The 17940-nt window shown below is 70.9% G+C and carries 17 protein-coding genes; 13 read left to right on the top strand and 4 right to left on the bottom strand.

Annotated features, from left to right (window positions below; genetic code table 11):
* The first annotated feature begins 107 nt into the window (after positions 1-107).
* Complete coding sequence (locus ACFQPD_RS05430) at positions 108-1364, top strand: PspC domain-containing protein (protein ID WP_385899225.1); 1257 nt, start codon at positions 108-110, stop codon at positions 1362-1364.
* Entirely contained in the window at positions 1361-2020 is a 660-nt protein-coding gene (locus tag ACFQPD_RS05425) for a response regulator (RefSeq protein ID WP_385899223.1), read from the top strand. Before ACFQPD_RS05430 ends, ACFQPD_RS05425 begins: the two co-directional genes overlap by 4 nt.
* Positions 2021-2100: 80 nt before the next feature.
* Here ACFQPD_RS05425 and ACFQPD_RS05420 read toward each other — a convergent pair whose 3' ends face one another.
* Positions 2101-2364 (bottom strand): GlsB/YeaQ/YmgE family stress response membrane protein, encoded by a 264-nt coding sequence (locus ACFQPD_RS05420; protein ID WP_068750773.1) that lies wholly within the window; start codon positions 2362-2364, stop codon positions 2101-2103.
* A gap of 110 nt (positions 2365-2474) precedes the next feature.
* Between ACFQPD_RS05420 and ACFQPD_RS05415 the strand changes: the two genes are divergently transcribed.
* Positions 2475-2816, top strand: a complete 342-nt coding sequence (locus ACFQPD_RS05415) for a hypothetical protein (protein WP_385899220.1) — start codon at positions 2475-2477, stop codon at positions 2814-2816.
* 3 nt (positions 2817-2819) lie between these two features.
* Here ACFQPD_RS05415 and ACFQPD_RS05410 read toward each other — a convergent pair whose 3' ends face one another.
* A complete protein-coding gene (locus ACFQPD_RS05410; protein WP_385899218.1) occupies positions 2820-4049 on the bottom strand; it encodes a phosphatidylserine/phosphatidylglycerophosphate/cardiolipin synthase family protein in 1230 nt (409 codons plus the stop codon).
* A gap of 56 nt (positions 4050-4105) precedes the next feature.
* On the opposite strand from ACFQPD_RS05410, the gene pcrA reads away from it, so the two are divergent.
* Entirely contained in the window at positions 4106-6520 is a 2415-nt protein-coding gene (gene pcrA, locus ACFQPD_RS05405; protein ID WP_385899215.1) for a DNA helicase PcrA, read from the top strand.
* Position 6521: 1 nt separating this feature from the next.
* Here pcrA and ACFQPD_RS05400 read toward each other — a convergent pair whose 3' ends face one another.
* Positions 6522-7535, bottom strand: coding sequence for a M23 family metallopeptidase (locus tag ACFQPD_RS05400; protein WP_385899212.1), 1014 nt, complete (start codon positions 7533-7535; stop codon positions 6522-6524).
* A gap of 323 nt (positions 7536-7858) precedes the next feature.
* Between ACFQPD_RS05400 and sucC the strand changes: the two genes are divergently transcribed.
* The gene (sucC, locus tag ACFQPD_RS05395; RefSeq protein ID WP_068750781.1) at positions 7859-9034 is read left to right on the top strand and encodes an ADP-forming succinate--CoA ligase subunit beta; all 1176 of its coding nucleotides are present in this window, start codon (positions 7859-7861) and stop codon (positions 9032-9034) included.
* Between the two features lie 10 nt (positions 9035-9044).
* The gene (sucD, locus tag ACFQPD_RS05390) at positions 9045-9941 is read left to right on the top strand and encodes a succinate--CoA ligase subunit alpha (protein ID WP_068750783.1); all 897 of its coding nucleotides are present in this window, start codon (positions 9045-9047) and stop codon (positions 9939-9941) included.
* A 15-nt stretch (positions 9942-9956) separates the two neighbouring features.
* On the opposite strand, the gene ACFQPD_RS05385 is transcribed toward sucD, so the two are convergent.
* Positions 9957-11525: a hypothetical protein gene (locus tag ACFQPD_RS05385; RefSeq protein ID WP_385899208.1), complete on the bottom strand. Its 1569-nt coding sequence runs from the start codon at positions 11523-11525 to the stop codon at positions 9957-9959.
* Between the two features lie 97 nt (positions 11526-11622).
* On the opposite strand from ACFQPD_RS05385, the gene ACFQPD_RS05380 reads away from it, so the two are divergent.
* The 7 genes from ACFQPD_RS05380 to ACFQPD_RS05350 all read left to right on the top strand — a co-directional run bounded on the left by ACFQPD_RS05380 (position 11623) and on the right by ACFQPD_RS05350 (position 17886).
* Positions 11623-12825: a DUF6350 family protein gene (locus tag ACFQPD_RS05380; protein ID WP_385899205.1), complete on the top strand. Its 1203-nt coding sequence runs from the start codon at positions 11623-11625 to the stop codon at positions 12823-12825.
* Between the two features lie 19 nt (positions 12826-12844).
* Positions 12845-13420, top strand: a complete 576-nt coding sequence (purN, locus tag ACFQPD_RS05375) for a phosphoribosylglycinamide formyltransferase (RefSeq protein ID WP_385899203.1) — start codon at positions 12845-12847, stop codon at positions 13418-13420.
* Entirely contained in the window at positions 13417-14976 is a 1560-nt protein-coding gene (purH, locus tag ACFQPD_RS05370; RefSeq protein WP_228383436.1) for a bifunctional phosphoribosylaminoimidazolecarboxamide formyltransferase/IMP cyclohydrolase, read from the top strand. The genes purN and purH overlap by 4 nt, the downstream gene beginning before the upstream one ends.
* A gap of 22 nt (positions 14977-14998) precedes the next feature.
* A complete protein-coding gene (locus ACFQPD_RS05365) occupies positions 14999-15853 on the top strand; it encodes a bifunctional methylenetetrahydrofolate dehydrogenase/methenyltetrahydrofolate cyclohydrolase (RefSeq protein ID WP_068750792.1) in 855 nt (284 codons plus the stop codon).
* Positions 15843-16136: a DUF3017 domain-containing protein gene (locus tag ACFQPD_RS05360; RefSeq protein ID WP_385899199.1), complete on the top strand. Its 294-nt coding sequence runs from the start codon at positions 15843-15845 to the stop codon at positions 16134-16136. The genes ACFQPD_RS05365 and ACFQPD_RS05360 overlap by 11 nt, the downstream gene beginning before the upstream one ends.
* A 35-nt stretch (positions 16137-16171) precedes the next feature.
* Positions 16172-16813 carry a vitamin K epoxide reductase family protein gene (locus tag ACFQPD_RS05355; RefSeq protein WP_385899197.1) on the top strand — a complete coding sequence of 214 codons (642 nt, stop codon included), beginning with the start codon at positions 16172-16174 and terminating at the stop codon, positions 16811-16813.
* 83 nt (positions 16814-16896) lie between these two features.
* Positions 16897-17886 (top strand): malate dehydrogenase, encoded by a 990-nt coding sequence (locus ACFQPD_RS05350; protein ID WP_228383435.1) that lies wholly within the window; start codon positions 16897-16899, stop codon positions 17884-17886.
* The last annotated feature ends 54 nt before the right edge of the window (positions 17887-17940 follow it).

The following is a 17940-nucleotide window of genomic DNA, read 5'->3' as shown; positions in this document are numbered from 1 at the left end:
GGGGCATCGGGTGACCCCCTGAGGGGCACCTGAGATGCGCGCCCGGGACCCCTGGAAACGGCCCGCGGCCCTGGTGGGGGCGCGCGCGTGCGTGACAGGGTGGGGGCATGACCGATCTCCCCGTGCCGACCGCGCCCCCGCGCGCGCCGCTGCAGCGACGCCCGGAGGGCCGGGTGATCGCCGGGGTGGCGGCCGGGTTGGCGGCGCACCTCGGCGTCCCCGTGGCGCAGGTCCGTCTCGCCTTCCTGGTGCTGGCCCTGTTCTCCGGCGCCGGCGTGCTGGCCTACGGGGCGCTGTGGGTCCTGCTACCGCGTGCCGCGGCGCAGGCCGAGGCGGCCGGCCTGGAGGCTGCCACCCGCAGCGGCATGCGGCCGCAGGCCGAGCCAGCCGCGTGGGGGGTCGACTCGGGCCTCATGGTTGCCGGCGGCATGGTCGTCGTCGGCCTGCTGTGGCTGTTCGTCGCCGGCGGCGTGGTACCCGCGGGGCTGTTCTGGCCGGTGGTCATCGGCGGCATCGGCGTCATCGTCATCTGGCTGCAGGTGGACGAGCGTGTCGGCCGCTCCGGGGTGGCGCCGGGGGCCGGCTGGTGGGGGCGGGTGAGCCGAGGCGGGGGGACCATGAGCCTGGTCCGTCTCGTCGGAGGCCTGCTCCTGGTCGGCGCCGGGACAAGCTGGATCCTCGCCACGCAGGTCGGTCTCACGCAGTTGCCGGGCGTGCTCGGCGCGTCGGGGGTGCTGTTGGCCGGGCTGGTGGTGGTGGCTGCCCCGTGGCTGGCCCAGCAGCGCACCCGTGTCCGGCAGGCGGACGCGGAGCGGCTGCGGGCCGAGGCCCGCGCCGACATGGCGGCGCACCTGCACGACTCGGTGCTCCAGACGCTGGCGCTCATCCAGCGCCAGGCCGGCGACGCCCAGACAGTCGCGACGTTGGCGCGCCGCCAGGAACGCGAGCTGCGAACCTGGCTGTACGGCGAGGCCACGCGCGCGGCGTCGCTGCGGTCCGCCCTGCGTGAGGTGGCCGCCGACGTCGAGGGCCGGTTCGCCGTCGACGTCGAGCTGGTCTGCGTCGGCGACGCGGACATCGACGACCGGGTCCAGGCGCTGGTGCAGGCCACGCGCGAGGCCGTCACCAATGCCGCGAAGCACTCGGGTGCGCCGCGGGTGGACGTGTACGCGGAGGTGGACGACGGACGCGTCGAGGTGTTCGTGCGCGACCGCGGCGCCGGCTTCGACCCCGACGACGTGCCTGAGGGGCGCATGGGCGTGCGAGAATCGATCCGGGGCAGGATGGAGCGGTACGGCGGCAGCGCCACGGTCCGGTCCTCGCCCGGAGATGGTACCGAGGTGAAGGTGGAGATCGCCCTATGAGCGACGAGGCGGCCGGTGCGCCCCTGCGGGTGGTGATCGTCGACGATCACGCGATGTTCCGGGCGGGGGTCCGGCATGAGATCGGTCAGCGCTGTGCGGTGGTGGGTGAGGGCGAGGATGTGGCGACGGCGGTCGCCGCCATCGTCGCGACGCAGCCCGACGTCGTGCTCTTGGACGTGCACCTGCCCGGCGGGGGAGGCGCGGAGGTCATCAAACAGGTCCTCCCGGTCGCGCCGCAGGTGAAGTTCCTGGCGCTGTCGGTCTCGGACGCAGCGCAGGACGTCATCGGCGTCATCCGCGCCGGCGCCCGGGGCTACGTCACCAAGTCCATCAGCTCCGAGGAACTCCTGGAGGGCATCGCGCGGGTGGCCGGCGGCGACGCCGTGTTCTCGCCGCGGCTGGCGGGGTTTGTCCTCGACGCGTTCTCCGGGGCCGTCGACCTGTCGGGCATCGACGAGGAGCTGGACCGACTCAGCGCCCGGGAGCGGGAGGTCCTCAAGCTCATCGCCCGCGGCTATTCCTACAAGGAGGTGGCGCGGGAGCTGTTCATCTCCATCAAGACGGTCGAGACCCACGTCTCCAGCGTCCTGCGGAAACTCCAGCTGTCCAACCGGCACCAATTGACGAAGTGGGCCACCGACCGGCATCTGATCTGACGGCGGAATAGGGGCGGAAATAGAAACGGGCGGGCCCGGTGTGAAACCGAGCCCGCCCCTTGTCGAATGCCGAGTGGCGATCAGGCCTTGCGCTTCTGCATCCAGCCGTAGATGACGAGGATGAGCAGGGCGCCCAGGACCGAGAAGATCAGCCCGGACACGGAGAAGATGTCGGAGTAGGAGACGTTGAAGATGAGGCCGCCGAGGAAGCCGCCCAGAAGGGCGCCGGCGATGCCGAGCAGGATCGTGGCGAGCCAGCCGCCGCCCTGCTTACCGGGGAGGATGGCCTTGGCGATAGCGCCGCCGATGAGACCGATGACGATGTACGCAATGATTGTTCCCATGCCCCCATCATGCCCGGCATGGGGTGCACTGTAAACTTGGCGCGCCGAGTTCTGCCCTCGGTGAAATCCGGTTTAGAAGATCCTCGCGCCGGTGGGCTAGCCTCGGGGACATGGAATTCCTGCGCGATCTTCTCGTCCTTCTCCACTTCGTCGGGTTCGCCGCATTGTTCGGCGGCGCATTCGTTCAGGTGAAGGGCCCCGGACGGGTGGTCAACGCCGCCATGGTGCACGGTGCGTTGACCCAGCTCGTGACCGGGCTGCTGCTGGTGGGGCTCGCGGAGATGGGTGACGCGGACGTCAACCACATGAAGGTCGGCATCAAGCTGGTGGTGCTGCTGGTCGTCGGCGCGCTCGTGTTCGTCGGCCGCCGTCGCGACCCGCTGCCCGCTGGCTGGTTCTGGGGGATCCTCGGCCTCACGCTCCTCAACGCCGCGGTGGCCGTGTTCGTCTGATCCTCAGAAGAGGGGCCGCCAGGGGCTGAGGAACATCTCGGTCGCCTTGGCGACGATCGACCGCTCGCGCCAGCGCTCCTCGGTGAGCTCGATGCAGTTCGACTCGTCGGTGAGGAAGACGTCCTCCATGTGGGCGGCCACGTCGTCGTCGGTGATCTCGATGTTGACCTCGTAATTGCCGAGCAGGCTCAGCCGGTCGAGGTTGGCGGTCCCGATGGTGGACCAGCGCCCGTCGATCGTGGCGGTCTTGGAGTGCACCATCGCGCCCTGGTAGAGAAACAGGCGGATGCCGGAGCGCAGGAGAGTCGTGTAATAGCCGCGAGACAACCAGTCGGCCACCACGTGGTTGGAGCGCGCCGGAACGATGATCCGGACGTCCACGCCGCGCCGCACGGCGTCGCGCAACGCGCCGACCAGGTCGTCGTCGGGGATGAGGTAAGCGTGGGTCAGCCAGATGTGGTGGCTCGCCCGGTCGATTGCCTCGAGGTACATGTTGCGGATCGGGTAGACCTGCAGGCGCGGGGTGTTGCGGTGCAGCCGCACCGTCGGCTCCCAGTCACGCTTCGGATCGGCTTCGATCCGGTCGCGGACCTTGGGGTGCAGGTTCCAGAAGTCGATGAAGGCGTTCTCCAGCTCCGCGACTCCCTCGCCCTCGATCCGGGCATGCGTGTCGCGCCAGCCGGTGGCGTACAGCGAACCGATGTTGTACCCGCCGACGAAGCCGACGCGGCCGTCGACGGTGAGGAGCTTGCGGTGGTCGCGGCCCCAGCTGCGCGGCGACCACGGCAGGGGGAACGCCGGGTGCGGCATCGTGATAACGCGCTCGGAGATCGCGGCGTAGAACCGGCGGGGCACGACGAGGTTGGCGAACTCGTCCCACACCACGTAGACCGCGACCCCCCGCTCCGCGGCTCTGCCGAGGGCCTCCCGGAAGCGAACGCCCTCCTCGTCGCCCTTCCAGATGAAGGTCTCGAAGTAGATGTGATGCTGCGCGGCGTCGATCGACTCGATCATGGCGTCGTAAACGTGCTCGCCGTAGGTGTAGACCGTGACCTGGTCGTCGCCGACGGGTATCAGCTCCGGCTTGGTGACGGGAAACTTGCGGGTGCGGCGCTTCTTCTTGCGCAGCGACTCCACGGCGGTGAGCAGCACCATCGCGAGAACCTGGAGGAGGAGCACCGCGGTGGTGACCCGGCCGAAGATGTTCCGGGCGCGGGCGAACGCGTCACGCATGCCCGCAGCATAGCGAGGGGGACGCCGCCGGGCGGACGGTAGGCTTGACCCCCGACATGACTGACTCCCTCTTCCCCGACCTGTTCGCGGCCTTCCAGCCGGACGAGCCACCCCGCCCGGCCCCCGAGCGGGATCAGCGGCGCGCCTCGGCCAAGCGCGTCTCGGAGGAGGAACTCCTGGCCGGGCTGAACCCGCCGCAGCGCGAGGCGGTGCTGCACGCCGGCGGCCCGGTGCTCGTCGTGGCCGGCGCCGGTTCCGGCAAGACGCGCGTGCTCACACGCCGAATCGCCCACCTGGTGTCGCAGCGCGACGTCCATCCCGGGTCCATCCTCGCCATCACGTTCACCAACAAGGCGGCCGCCGAGATGCGTGAGCGGGTCGTGGACCTGGTGGGGAACCGGGCCAAGCTCATGTGGGTCTCGACGTTCCACTCGGCGTGCGTGCGCATCCTGCGCCAGGACATCGACCGCTTCGGCATGGCCAAGACGTTCTCCATCTACGACGACGCCGACTCGAAGCGCCTCATGTCGCTGGTGTGCCGGGACCTGGAGCTAGACCCCAAGCGTTACCCGGTGCGGGCCGTGATGAACAAGGTCAGCGGCTTCAAGAACGAACTCGTCGACTACGAGCAGGCCCTCGCGGAGGCGTCGACGCCGCCGCAGAAGGTCTTCGCGGAGGCGTACGCGGACTACCAGTCCCGCCTGCACGCCGCGCACGCACTGGACTTCGACGACCTCATCATGACGACCGTGCACCTGTTTCAGGCCTTCCCGGACGTGCGGGAGAAGTACCGGCGGCGCTTCCGGCACGTGCTCGTCGACGAGTACCAGGACACCAACCACGCCCAGTACGCCCTGGTGCGGGAGCTGTGTGCGGGCGAGGTGGAGGGTGTGGTGCCGGGCTCCCCGACCGTGGAGCCGGCCGAGCTCATGGTCGTCGGCGACTCCGACCAGTCGATCTACGCCTTCCGCGGAGCCACGATCCGCAACATCCTCGACTTCGAGGCCGACTTCCCAGGCGCCCGCACCGTCGTGCTGGACCAGAACTACCGCTCGACGCAGAACGTGCTGACCGCCGCGAACTCGGTGATCTCCCGCAATCAGGGCCGGCGCGAGAAGCACTTGTGGTCCGAGCTCGGCGAGGGGGAGCTCATCGTCGGCTGGGTGGCGGACACGGAGATGGACGAGGCCCAGTTCGTCGCCGACGAGATCGACCGGCTGAGCGACGCCGGCGAGTCGCAGTACGGCGACACGGCCGTCTTCTACCGCACCAATGCGCAGTCGCGTGCGTTCGAGGAGGTGTTCATCCGTGTCGGGATGCCCTACAAGGTGGTCGGCGGCGTGCGCTTCTACGAGCGGCGCGAGATTCGCGACGCGCTCGCGTACCTACGGGCGCTCGCGAACCCCGCCGACGACGTGTCCGTCCGCCGCATCCTCAACGTGCCCAAGCGTGGCATCGGGGACCGGGCCGAGGCGGCCATCGCGACGCTCGCCTCGGCGGAACGGATCAGCTTCTTCGATGCTCTGCAGCGCGCCGCCGAGGCCCCCGGGCTGGCCAGCCGGTCCGTGAAGCTCATCCAGGGCTTCGTCGATGTCATGAACCTGCACCGCGCGATGGTGGCGCAGGGCCGCCCGGCCGACGAGGTGCTCACCTCCATCCTCAAGGAGTCAGGCTACCTGCCTGAGTTGGAGGCGTCGACCGACCCGCAGGACGAGACGCGGGTGGAGAACCTCATCGAGCTGGTATCGGTGGCGGCGGAGTTCGTGGCGGCCGCCACCACCGTCGACCTCGACGACGCAGGGGCCGAGTCCGGGCTCGTCGCCGGTATGCCGGAGCCCGACGACTCCCTGGCCGCATTCCTGGAGCGGGTCGCGCTGGTCGCGGACTCGGACCAGGTCCCGGACCGCGACGAGAGCAAGGGCGTCGTCACGCTCATGACGCTACACACCGCGAAGGGTCTGGAGTTCGACACGGTGTTCCTCACCGGCATGGAGGAGGGGATGTTCCCGCACATGCGGGCGCTCACCGACCCCCAGGAGCTGGAGGAGGAGCGGCGGTTGGCCTATGTGGGCATCACGCGGGCGCGCAAGCGCCTCTACCTCACCCGGTCGCAGGTGCGGGTCACGTTCGGCGCGCCGGCGTACAACCCGCAGTCGCGGTTCTTCGAGGAGATCCCCCCGCACGTGCTCGACTGGCGCCGCACGGGCGCCGCGACGACGACGTGGGCCAGCTCGGCTGCCACGCGCAACCGGCAGACGTCGGCGTCGATCCAGAGCTTCGGGACCGGCAGCGGGCCGAAGTTCACGCTGCCGTCGCTGACGGCGGGGGACCGGGTGCTGCACGCCAGCTTCGGCATGGGCAGCGTCGTCGCGGTGCACGGCGCGGGGGAGGCCACGAAGGTGGACGTGGACTTCGGGTCAGCTGGCACGAAGAGGCTGAGCCTCAAGCATGCCCCGATGGAGAAGCTCTAGCTCAGCGGACTCCGAGTGACCGCAGGAAGGTCATCGGGTTCGACGCCGCGTACACGTCGCCGGGGGTCACACCCGGCTTGTAGTACTCGAGGTGCAGGTGCGCGCCGAAGGAGCGCCCGGTGTTGCCGACGTAGCCGATGAGCTGACCGGCCTTGACCGTCTGCCCGGGGCGGACCTTCTTGCCGCTCATGTGGGCGTAGAGCGTCGAGCCGCCGTTGCTGTGCTGGATCACGACGTTGATACCGGCCCAGCCGCCGGCGGTGGGGCTGAGGACGACGCCGGAGGCGACGGCGTAGATCGGGGTGCCGACGGGTGCCGGGAAATCCTGGCCCGTGTGGTAGCGGGACCAGCTGCCGGTGGCGCCGAAGCCGGCGCCGATGCGGTAGTTCGACTTGACCGGCATGGAGCCGCCCTTGGTCGTGAGGTCCTCGATCTCCTTGGCTGACATGCCGGTGGTCGAGACGCCCATGGCCTCCGCGGCCTTCTTGGCCTCGGCGAGCTTGCGGGCGGCCTCCTCGGCCTCCTTCTTCAGCTTCGCGCTCTGGGCGGCCACGAGCTGCATGTCCGCGTCCATGAGGCGCTGGCGCTCGCTGGCGTTGGTCATCCACTCGGCCTCTGCGGCGGACTCCACGGACGCGCCCATCGCTGCGGCGCGCTCCTGTGCGTTCTCGTCGGCGACGGCGGCGGTGAGGTTGTCGCGCACGCTGGAGCGGCTGACTTCCTGCGAGCGGTCGGCGAATCCGGCGGCGGCGGCGGACGCGGCTGCCGCGGGGACCGCGATCTCGGCCGATTCGCCCGCGGCGTCGACGTCACCGCCGCGGGAGGCGTAGGCGAATGCGAACAGAGCGCCGACGGACAGCGCGCTCGAGACGGCCAGCGCGACGACGCGGCGGCTGAACGAGAAGACGGGGGTGGAGGAGCGGCGGGCCGGGGAGGCGGCGGGGGTCAGTTCGACGAGGTCGTCGGCGGCGTCTGCTGCGCGTCGCGCGGCGCGTGCTGTGGTCTCGTCGTACACCTGACTCCTCGTGTGACCCTGGATCTTCCGGCTGTCCGCTGGAAACCTTAACAGTTCTCAGGAATCTCTCAAAGTCGGGGTGGGTGTTGTCTCCCGGAGTGGACGAGGGGATGAGCCTGCGCCTCGTGTCAACGTCACTTTGATCGATCAATCTGGTGTGTCATGGCAACGATTCCCGGCGCAGGCTCGTCGAGGGCCCGCAAGCCGCGTGTCAGGCTCAACCGCCGGTACCGGGGGCGGCCCCGGCCGCCGCGATGCCCTTCCGGTGGGCACCCCGCCCGGGTAGTCTGGCGGAGTTTGATCGACCCAACCGAAGGACCAACGTGGATCTCCTCGAGTATCAAGCGCGCGATCTGTTCGAGCAGTTCGGAGTGCCCGTTCTGCCCGGCCGCATCGCCACGACCCCCGCCGAGGCGCGCGCAGCGTACGACGACCTCGGCGTCGACCTCGTCGTCATCAAGGCCCAGGTGCGCACGGGGGGCCGCGGCAAGGCCGGCGGCGTCAAGCTCGCCCGCGGCGCGGACGCCGTCGAGAAGACCGCCGCGGAGATCCTCGCCCTGGACATCAAGGGGCACCGCGTCGAGACCGTGATGCTGAGCCCGGGCGCAGACATCGCCGAGGAGTACTACTTCTCCATCCTGCTCGACCGTGCCGCGGGCGGCTACCTCGCCATGGTCAGCATCGAGGGGGGCATGGACATCGAGACGCTCGCCGTCGAGCGCCCCGAGGCGCTGGTGAAGGTGCCGCTCGACCCCGTCGAGGGGATCACGCCCACCGTCGCCCAACGCATCGTGACCGAGGCCGGGTTCCTCCCCGACGATCACCGCGCCGTCGGCGAGGTGCTCCAGACTCTGTGGCGCGTGTTCCACGAGTCCGACGCGACGCTGGTGGAGGTCAACCCGCTGGTCAAGACGGGCTCGGGCGACATCATCGCGCTCGACGGCAAGGTCACCCTCGACGGCAACGCCGACTTCCGCCATCCCGAATGGGAGCAGTACTCGGAGACGACGGGCGACGTGGACCTCGAGCGCCAGGCCCGCGAATTGGACCTCAACTACGTGAAGCTCGACGGCAGCATCGGCGTCATCGGCAACGGGGCGGGCCTCGTGATGAGCAGCCTCGACGTCGTCGCAGCCGCCGGCGCGGACCTGCCGGGCGCGCCGAAGCCGGCGAACTTCCTCGACATCGGCGGCGGCGCCTCGGCCACCGTCATGGCCAACGGGCTGCGCATCATCATGAGCGACCCGCAGGTCAAGAGCGTGTTCGTCAACATCTTCGGCGGCATCACGGCCTGCAACGACGTCGCCAACGGCATCGTGCACGCCCTGGACATGCTGGGCGACGAGGCGCGGCTGCCGATCGTCGTGCGGCTCGACGGCAACTCCGTCGACGTGGGCAAGGCCATCCTGGCGGAGGCGCGGCATCCGCTCATCATCGTGAAGAACACCATGGACGAGGCCGCGCGGGCCGCCGCGCAACTCGCCGCCGAAGGGAACTGAGACAACTCCGATGTCGATCTACATCAACGCATCGTCCCGCGTCCTGGTCCAGGGCATGACGGGCCGTGAGGGACGCAAGCACACGCAGCGCATGATCATGTCCGGCACCCGCATCGTCGGGGGCGTGACCCCGGGGAAGTCCGGCGAGTCCGTGCTCTTCGAGGAGGATCCGGTCCCGGTCTTCGGCAGCGTCACGGAGGCCGTCGACGCCACCCATGCCGACGTCTCGGTGGTGTTCGTGCCGCCGAAGTTCGCCAAGGCGGCCGTCCTCGAGGCGGTCGAGGCCGGCATCGGGCTGTGCGTCGTTATCACCGAGGGCATCCCCGTCCGTGACGCCGTGGAGTTCCATGCCGCGGCCCGCGACTCCGGGACCCGCATCATCGGCCCCAACTGCCCGGGCCTCATCTCCCCCGGGAAGTCGAACGTCGGCATCATCCCGGCGCACATCTCCGGGCCGGGGCGGATCGGTTTGGTGTCGAAGTCCGGCACGCTGACCTACCAGATGATGTACGAGCTGCGCGACCACGGCTTCTCCACGGCGGTGGGCATCGGCGGTGACCCGGTGATCGGGACCCGGCACATCGACGTCCTGCAGGCCTTCGAGGAGGACCCGGACACCGACCTCATCGTCATGATCGGCGAGATCGGTGGCGACGCCGAGGAGCGGGCGGCCGCCTACATCGCCGATCACATCACCAAGCCGGTCATCGGCTACGTGGCCGGCTTCACGGCACCGGCGGGGAAGACCATGGGCCACGCGGGCGCCATCATCACCGGTTCGGCCGGCACGGCGCAGGCGAAGAAGAAGGCCCTTGAAGCCGCCGGGGTCATGGTCGGCGAGACGCCGTCCCTGACGGCGGCGCTGGCCCGCGAGGCCATCGCGGAACTGCGGCACGCCCGCGCCTGAGCGGCGCCGTCCGCGTCAGCCCTGGCTGGCGCGGACGGGGATCCGCACGCCCAGCTCGGCAAGTTGCGGGTCGGTGAACTTGTAGGCGTCGGTCACGGTGATGATCGTGTACGTCACCGTCGGCCCCGCGACGCTCACGGCCAGCTGGTACGGCACGGCCGCGTTGTCGGCCGTTGCCTGCCGGATGGAGAACAATCGCGAGCTCACCGCGACGCCGTCCTGCCCCGTCCCGCTGACAGCCGGCAGCTCGCTGACGGTGGCCGTGTTGACTCGGTCCTTGCACGAGGCGAGGGCCGTGCCCAGCTTGCCGGCGAAGGCGGTGGCCGCGGCGGCGTCCGCGAATGTGAACCTCATTTCGTCCACCCCGAACGTCGCCGGCGCCTGATCATCCTGAGTCATCAGGTAGGTCGCCTGCTCCCGGCCCGTCGGCCCCGGCTCGCTGACCAGGGTCATGTTCTCGCAGCCCATGCCCTGGCTCGTGAGGTCACCGGGCTCCGAGGCCGTCCATCGTCCGGCGCCCAGGCGGATCCGCGGGAGATCTGCGGGGATGAGCCAGCCCACGGGCTCCACGGGCGGCACGACGGCGGCGGCGACCGCCGGTTGGACGGTGCACGTCGCGTCCTCCGCCGCGCACAGCGCCGTCTGGGTACGGGCCGCCGCGGTGGCCAACAACCCCGGCTCGACGGCAGCCCCGTTCCGGGCGACGTCGAGCATCTGGATCGACGTTCCGACCCTGGTCACGAGCACGGTGTGGAACTGGACGGGCTGGTTCTCGAACGCCACGGTGATCTGGAACGCGCTGTCACCGAGCCCGGTCACCGCGCTCGACCGCACGATCCGCGCCGGGAGCTCGGCGCAGCCGGAGAGGGCGGTGGTGCGTTCGGTGAACATCTGCTCCGCTGCGGCCTCGGTGGCGTAGACGTCGATGCGGTGCAGCGCGGCCAGTTGGTCGGCGTCGGACGTGGCCAGCGTGCGCTGCAGCGACGTGGTCGGGTTGTGTGCCGGGTTCTCGGTGCTCAGGCACGCCACGCGACCCTCGTGGTCGGCCGCGGTGGTGCTCGTTGCAGTCACCGCCCACGACGCCGCGGCCGCGATGCCCGTGAGGTCAGAGCCGGACACCAGATCCGCGTCGGTGACGGCCGGCACCGACGGGGAGGCGGACGCGGAGGGGGAGGACGGGGCGGAGGGGCCGGGGTCCCCGTCCAGCGGCGCGCGCGTCGCGACGAAGGACACGGTGCCGACGACGAGCGCGCCGATCACGCCCCCGACGGCCCACCGGGCGAGCGATCCACCCAGCGCCGACCGGAGTCCGGGCGCGGAGGCCGGCGCGGCCGGCTCCGGCGGGGAACTGGAGGACAGCGCCGAGCGGCGCGGGGCGGGGCTGGGGCTCTCGGCGTACTCGCCGGCCGACCGCGGGAACACGGGCGGAGGAATGGGAGTGACGCCCTCGACTTCGGCCGCCGAGCCGCGTCGCGGGCGGAACAGGTCGTGCCCTGAGGTATCGTCCGACTCCGGCGGGGTCGTGGCGGGGTCCTCGTCGGACTGCCAGGCCCGGCGGGGGCGGGATCGCTCGTCCTCACTCATCCTCACTCACCTCCCAGAGCGGTCAGTCGCAGCGGTATCGATGCGCAACACTACCGCCGGACCCAAACACCCGCGACGATCAGGAGAGGGAAGCGCCATGTCACGACGCAGCGTAGGCCACCGCACAGTGGCGGTCGACGTCGACGCCCCCAGCGCCCGAACCCCCAGGTCATGGCCCTGGCCGTGGTACCTGCCCGCGCTCGTCGGCCCCCTGGCGGTGCTCGCCGCCGTCTGGCTGCTGCTCGCGGCGGCGGCGGTCGTCGGCTGGTTGACGTCGCCGGAAGCCGACGCAGGTGCCGCGCTCCGGTTGGCGGGCCAGGTCCTGATCCTGGCGCACGGCGGACCCGTCGACATCGCCGGCGTGCTGGTGTCGATGGCCCCGTTGGGGCTCACCGCGCTACTGGTGTTCCTCGCCCTGCCGGTGGTGGGGGTCGCGGCTCGTCAGGCCTCGGAGGCGTGGCCGCACCTGGACGCTGAGGGCACCGTCCTGCGGGTGGCCGGCGCGTTCGGTGGCACCTACGCCCTCGCCGTGACCGTACTGGGCGCGCTCCTGGGCAGTGCCTCGCCGCGGCTCGCGGCCGGCGGGCTCACCGTCGGCGCGATCGCGGGGCTGTGGGGCGCCTCCCGCGCCCTCGCCTACGACCCGACGGCCGTCTGGCCCGGCTGGCTGCGTGCCGTGCCGCGGGCCCTCGCCGCCGCCACCCTCACCGTGCTGGCCGGCGCGGCGGTGGCGCTGGCGGTGGGTCTCGTCCTCGGGCGCGACGCCGTCACCGCCATCGTCGAGGGCCTCGACGGTGGCCCAGCGGGCGTGACGCTCCTTGTCGTGCTCCACCTCCTCTACCTGCCGAACCTGGTCCTCGCAGCGGCCTCCTGGATCCTGGGCGCCGGCGTGACGCTCGGCGACGGGTCGCTGCTGAGCATGGCGGGCGCCGACGTCGGGCTCCTGCCGGCCATCCCGGCGTTCGGGATCGTGCCGCCCGGAGAGGGCTCGTGGAGCGCGCTGTGGTGGCTGACCGTCGGCGTCGTGGCGGGCGCTCTGGCCGGCGTGGCGGTGGCGTGGGCCCGGCCCCGCGCGCGGTTCGACGAGACCGCGCTGGTGGGGGGCCTGTCGGGCGTGGCCGCGGGGCTGCTCCTCACCGTCCTGGCCGCGCTGGGTGCCGGCGGCCTCGGCGCCGACCGGCTCGCGCACCTGGGGGCCCGTGTGGGCGAGTTGGCCGTCTTCGCCCCGACGCTCCTGGGTCTGGCCGGACTGGTCAGCGGGCTGTTCGTGGGACTCGCCCGCCGCCCCCGCGCGGACTGACGCCCCTTAGGATGTCCGGGTGACCACTCGCGTTGTCGTCCTCCTGTCCGGCTCGGGCACTCTCTGCCAGGCGCTGTTCGACGCGATCGACGCGGGGGGCGTGGACGCTGAGGTCGTCGCGGTCGTCTCCGATCGATACGACGCGCAGGGTCTGGATCGGGCCGCGGCGCGCGGCGTTCCCGCTGTCGCCCACCCCCTCGAGCGGGGTGGCGACCGCGCGGCGTGGGACAGCGAACTCACTGACATCGTCGCCGGGTTCGAGCCTGACCTCGTCGCCTCCGCCGGCTTCATGAAATTGCTGGGCCCAGCGTTCCTCGGGCGCTTCGGGGGCCGCACCATCAACACGCACCCGGCGCTGCTGCCGAGCTTCCCGGGCATGCATGGCCCGAGGGACGCGCTGCTGGCGGGGGTCAAGGTCACCGGGGCCACGGTCTTCGTGGTCGACGCCGGCGTCGACACCGGTAGGATCCTGCTGCAGGGCGCCGTCGACGTGCTACCGGACGACGACGTGGCCTCACTCCACGAACGCATCAAGGTGGTCGAACGCCGACTCCTGATCCAGGCCGTGGCCGAATGGAAAGAAGGGAACCCGTGACAGACCTCATCCCGCTCCGCCGAGCCCTGGTCTCGGTCTACGACAAGACCGGACTGGTCGACCTCGGGCGCGGCCTGCACGAGGCCGGCGTCGAGATCGTCTCCACCGGCTCCACGGCGAGGACGTTGGCCGATGCCGGCGTCCCCGTGACGCCCGTCGAGCAGGTGACCGGCTTCCCCGAGTGCCTGGACGGGCGGGTCAAGACGCTGCACCCGCACGTGCACGCCGGCATCCTGGCCGACCGCCGCCTGGAGTCGCACCGCACGCAGCTGGACGAGCTCGGCGTGGCGCCGTTCGACCTGGTCATCACCAACCTCTACCCCTTCGCCGCGACCGTGGCGTCCGGGGCGTCCGAGGACGAGTGCGTCGAGCAGATCGACATCGGCGGGCCCACGATGGTGCGGGCGGCCGCGAAGAACCACCAGTCGGTGGCCGTGGTGACGTCGGCTGAGCAGTACCCCATGCTGCGGGCCGCGCTCGCCGCGGGCGGGTTCACGCTCGACCAGCGCAAGGCGCTCGCCGCCGCCGCGTTCGTGCACACCGCCACCTACGACGTCGCCGTGGCGTCCTGGATGGGCAACGTCGTCACCGACACCTCCGGCGGCTCCGGCTTCCCGGGCTGGGTCGGAGCGGCCTGGCTCAAGGTCGCGGACCTGCGCTACGGCGAGAACTCGCACCAGAAGGCCGCCGTCTACCGCAACGCCGACGGCACGGACGGTCTGGCGGCCGCCACGCAGCTGCACGGCAAGGAGATGAGCTACAACAACTACGTCGACGCGGACGCGGCGCGCCGGGCGGCCTACGACTTCACCGAGCCCGCCGTCGCCATCATCAAGCACGCCAACCCGTGCGGCATCGCCGTGGGCTCCGACGTCGCGGACGCGCATCGACGCGCCCACGCCTGCGACCCGGTGTCGGCGTTCGGCGGCGTCATCGCGGCCAACCGGCCCGTGAGCGTCGAGATGGCGCATCAGGTGTCGGAGGTCTTCACCGAGGTCATCGTCGCGCCCGGCTACGAGGACGGCGCGGTCGACGTACTGGCGGCCAAGAAGAACCTGCGGATCCTCATCGCCGGCGACGCGGACAACTCCGGCATCTCGCTGCGCGAGATCGACGGCGGGCTCCTCCTGCAGGAGTCCGACGCCATCGACGCCCCCGGGGACGACCCGGCCTCCTGGACGCTGGTCGCCGGCGAGCCGGCGGACGACGGCACGCTCGCGGACCTGGCCTTCGCCTGGCGGGCCGTGCGGGCCGTCAAGTCCAACGCCATCCTGCTCGCCGCCGACGGAGCATCCGTGGGCGTGGGCATGGGACAGGTGAACCGGGTGGACTCGTGCCACCTCGCGGTGGACCGGGCGGGGGAGCGGGCCGCCGGCTCGGTGGCCGCGTCCGACGCCTTCTTCCCGTTCGCCGACGGGGCGCAGGTCCTGCTCGACGCCGGAGTCCGGGCCATCGTGCAGCCCGGCGGCTCGGTGCGCGACCAGGAGGTCATCGACGCCGTCACCCGCGCCGGCGTGACGATGTACTTCACCGGCACCCGCCACTTCTTCCACTGACCCAGGCTCCCAGGAGGCACCCGTGACCGCGCAGAAGCTCGACGGCAAGGCCACCGCGGCCGCCATCAAGTCCGAACTGACCCAGCGGGTCGCGGCGCTGCGGGAGCGCGGCGTCGTCCCCGGCTTGGCGACGGTCCTCGTGGGGGAGGACCCCGCGAGCCAGAGCTACGTGAGGATGAAGCACCGCGACTGCGAGGAGGTGGGCATCGCGTCCATCCGCGTGCACCTGCCCGCGGACGCGTCGGCCGCCCAGTTGCAGGAGGCCATCGAGTCGCTCAACGCCGACGAGGCGGTCACCGGCTACATCGTGCAGCTGCCCATCCCGCGGCACCTGGACGAGAACTGGGCGCTCGGGCTGATCCACCCGGACAAGGACGCCGACGGCCTGCACCCCATCAACCTGGGGCGTCTGGTGCTCAACGAGCCCGCGACGCTGCCGTGCACGCCGCGCGGCATCGTCGAGCTGCTGCGGCGCCACGGCGTGGAACTGCGCGGAGCGGAGGTGTGCGTGGTCGGCCGCGGCATCACGGTCGGGCGGCCCCTGGGCCTCATCCTCACCCGGCGCAGCGAGAACTCCACCGTCACCCTGTGCCACACCGGCACTCGGGACCTGGCGGAGCACACCAGGCGGGCCGACATCGTCGTGGCCGCGGCCGGCGTGCCGCACATGATCACGGCCGACATGATCCGCGACGGCGCCGTGCTCGTCGACGTCGGCGTCAGCCGGGTCGACGGCAAGACGGTGGGTGACCTGGCCCCCGACGTGTGGGACAAGGCCTCCTTCGTCACGCCCAACCCGGGCGGCGTGGGACCCATGACCCGGGCCATGCTGCTGAGCAACGTCGTGGACCGGGCCGAAGCCCTTCATGCCCGGTAAGCCGGACAAGCCTGCCGACTCCTACCCGGACAACCCCTGGCCGCTGGCTGCCGCCCTGGCCATCGTGGCCGTCGGGGCGGGGTTCGCGGCGTTCGGCCACTGGCGGCGGGCGTCGCTGCTCATCGGAGGCGCGCTGCTGCTGGCGGCCATGCTGCGGCTCGTGCTGCCCATGACGATGGCGGGGCTCCTGGTGGTGCGGCGCCGCTGGATCGATGTCGCCGTGCTCGCGCTCCTGGGCGCCGCGGTCCTGACGGTGACCCTGGTGGTGCCGCCCTCGCGCTGATGGGCGCGTCCTCGGGCCCCGGTACGATGTGGCGCATGCAGTCGACCGAGCTCCTCGACGAGGACGCCACCCACACGATCGAGCAGCCGAGTCGGCGCTCCCGCACCATCCTCTTCCTCGAGATGCTGGTGTTCGCGACCCTGAGCCTGCTGGCGTCCTTCGTGCTCAGCTACGACGCCATCCTCATCGCCCAGAACCCCGACGTGGTCCTCAGCTGCTCCATCAACGCGGTCTTCGACTGTGTGAAGGTCGGCGCCACACCACAGGCCAACGTGTTCGGGTTCCCCAACGCGTTCCTGGGCCTGATCGCCGAGCCCGTGGTCATGACGATCGCGGTGGCGTCCCTGGCGGGCACCCGGTTCCCCCGGTGGTTCATGTTCACGGCCAACGTCGTGTACTTCCTGGGCGTGATCTTCGCGTACTGGCTGCTGTTCCAGTCCACGTTCGTCATCGGGGCGCTGTGCCCCTGGTGCATCCTCGTCACCGTCGCCACCACGTTCGTGTTCTGGTCGATGACGCAGTGGAACATCCTGGAGGGCAACCTCTTCCTCCCTCCGGCCGCCCAGGAGAGGGCGCTCGCCTTCGTTCGCGGCGGCTGGCTGACCATCGCGCTCATGGTGTGGCTGGCCGTCGTCGTGTTGATCGAGATCCTCCACTGGGTGTTCCGCGTCATCTGATCTCGACCCCTCGGCGGCGCGGGCGCGCCGGGCGGTAGAGTCGGGTCCGCAAGCGGATGAACGACCATCGAGAGGAATCGAAAGTGAGCACTGCTGCTCCCGTCAAGATCGCCGTCACCGGCGCCGCAGGCCAGATCTGCTACAGCCTGCTGTTCCGCATCGCCAGCGGGTCGCTCCTGGGCGACACCCCCATCGAGCTGCGCCTGCTCGAGATCACGCCGGCGCTGAAGGCGCTGGAGGGCGTCGTCATGGAGCTGGACGACTGCGCGTTCGGCAACCTGGTCAACATCGAGATCGGCGACGATCCCCGCAAGGTCTTCGACGGCGTCAACCTGGCGATGCTCGTCGGCGCCATGCCGCGCAAGGCCGGCATGGAGCGCAGCGACCTCCTCTCCGCCAACGGCGCCATCTTCACCGCGCAGGGCAAGGCGCTCAACGACGTGGCCGCCGATGACGTGAAGGTCCTCGTGACCGGCAACCCGGCCAACACCAACGCGCTCATCGCGCAGCAGAACGCCCCCGACATCCCCGCGGAGCGCTTCAACGCCCTCACCCGCCTCGACCACAACCGCGCCATCTCGCAGCTGGCCGCCAAGGTGGGCCGCCCCGTCGGCGAGATCACCCACATGACCATCTGGGGCAACCACTCCGCCACGCAGTACCCGGACCTGTTCAACGCCAAGGTGGGCGGCCAGAACGCCGCCGAGCTGGTGGGGGACCAGGAGTGGCTCGAGCACACCTTCATCCCGACGGTCGCCAAGCGCGGCGCGGCGATCATCGAGGCCCGCGGGCTGTCGTCGGCGGCGTCGGCGGCCAACGCCACCGTCGAGCACATGCGCGACTGGGTGCTCGGCACCCCCGAGGGCGACTGGGTGTCGATGTCGGTGCCGTCGGACGGCTCCTACGGCGTCCCCGAGGGTCTGATCTCGTCGTTCCCGTGCACCGTCAAGGACGGCAAGTACGAGATCGTCCAGGGCCTCGAGCTCAACGAGTTCTCGCGCGCCAAGATCGACGCGTCGGTCGCGGAACTGGTCGACGAGCGCAACGCCGTCACCGAGCTCGGACTCATCTGAGCCGCGCCGCCCGCACGTGACGAGGCCCGCCCCCTGATCCGGGGGCGGGCCTCG

The organism is Tessaracoccus sp. O5.2, from assembly GCF_964266725.1.
GTDB classification, from domain to species: Bacteria; Actinomycetota; Actinomycetes; order Propionibacteriales; family Propionibacteriaceae; genus Arachnia; species Arachnia lapidicapta.
Note: the sequence above shows the minus strand (reverse complement) of the source record. Positions and strands in the feature narration are given on the sequence as shown.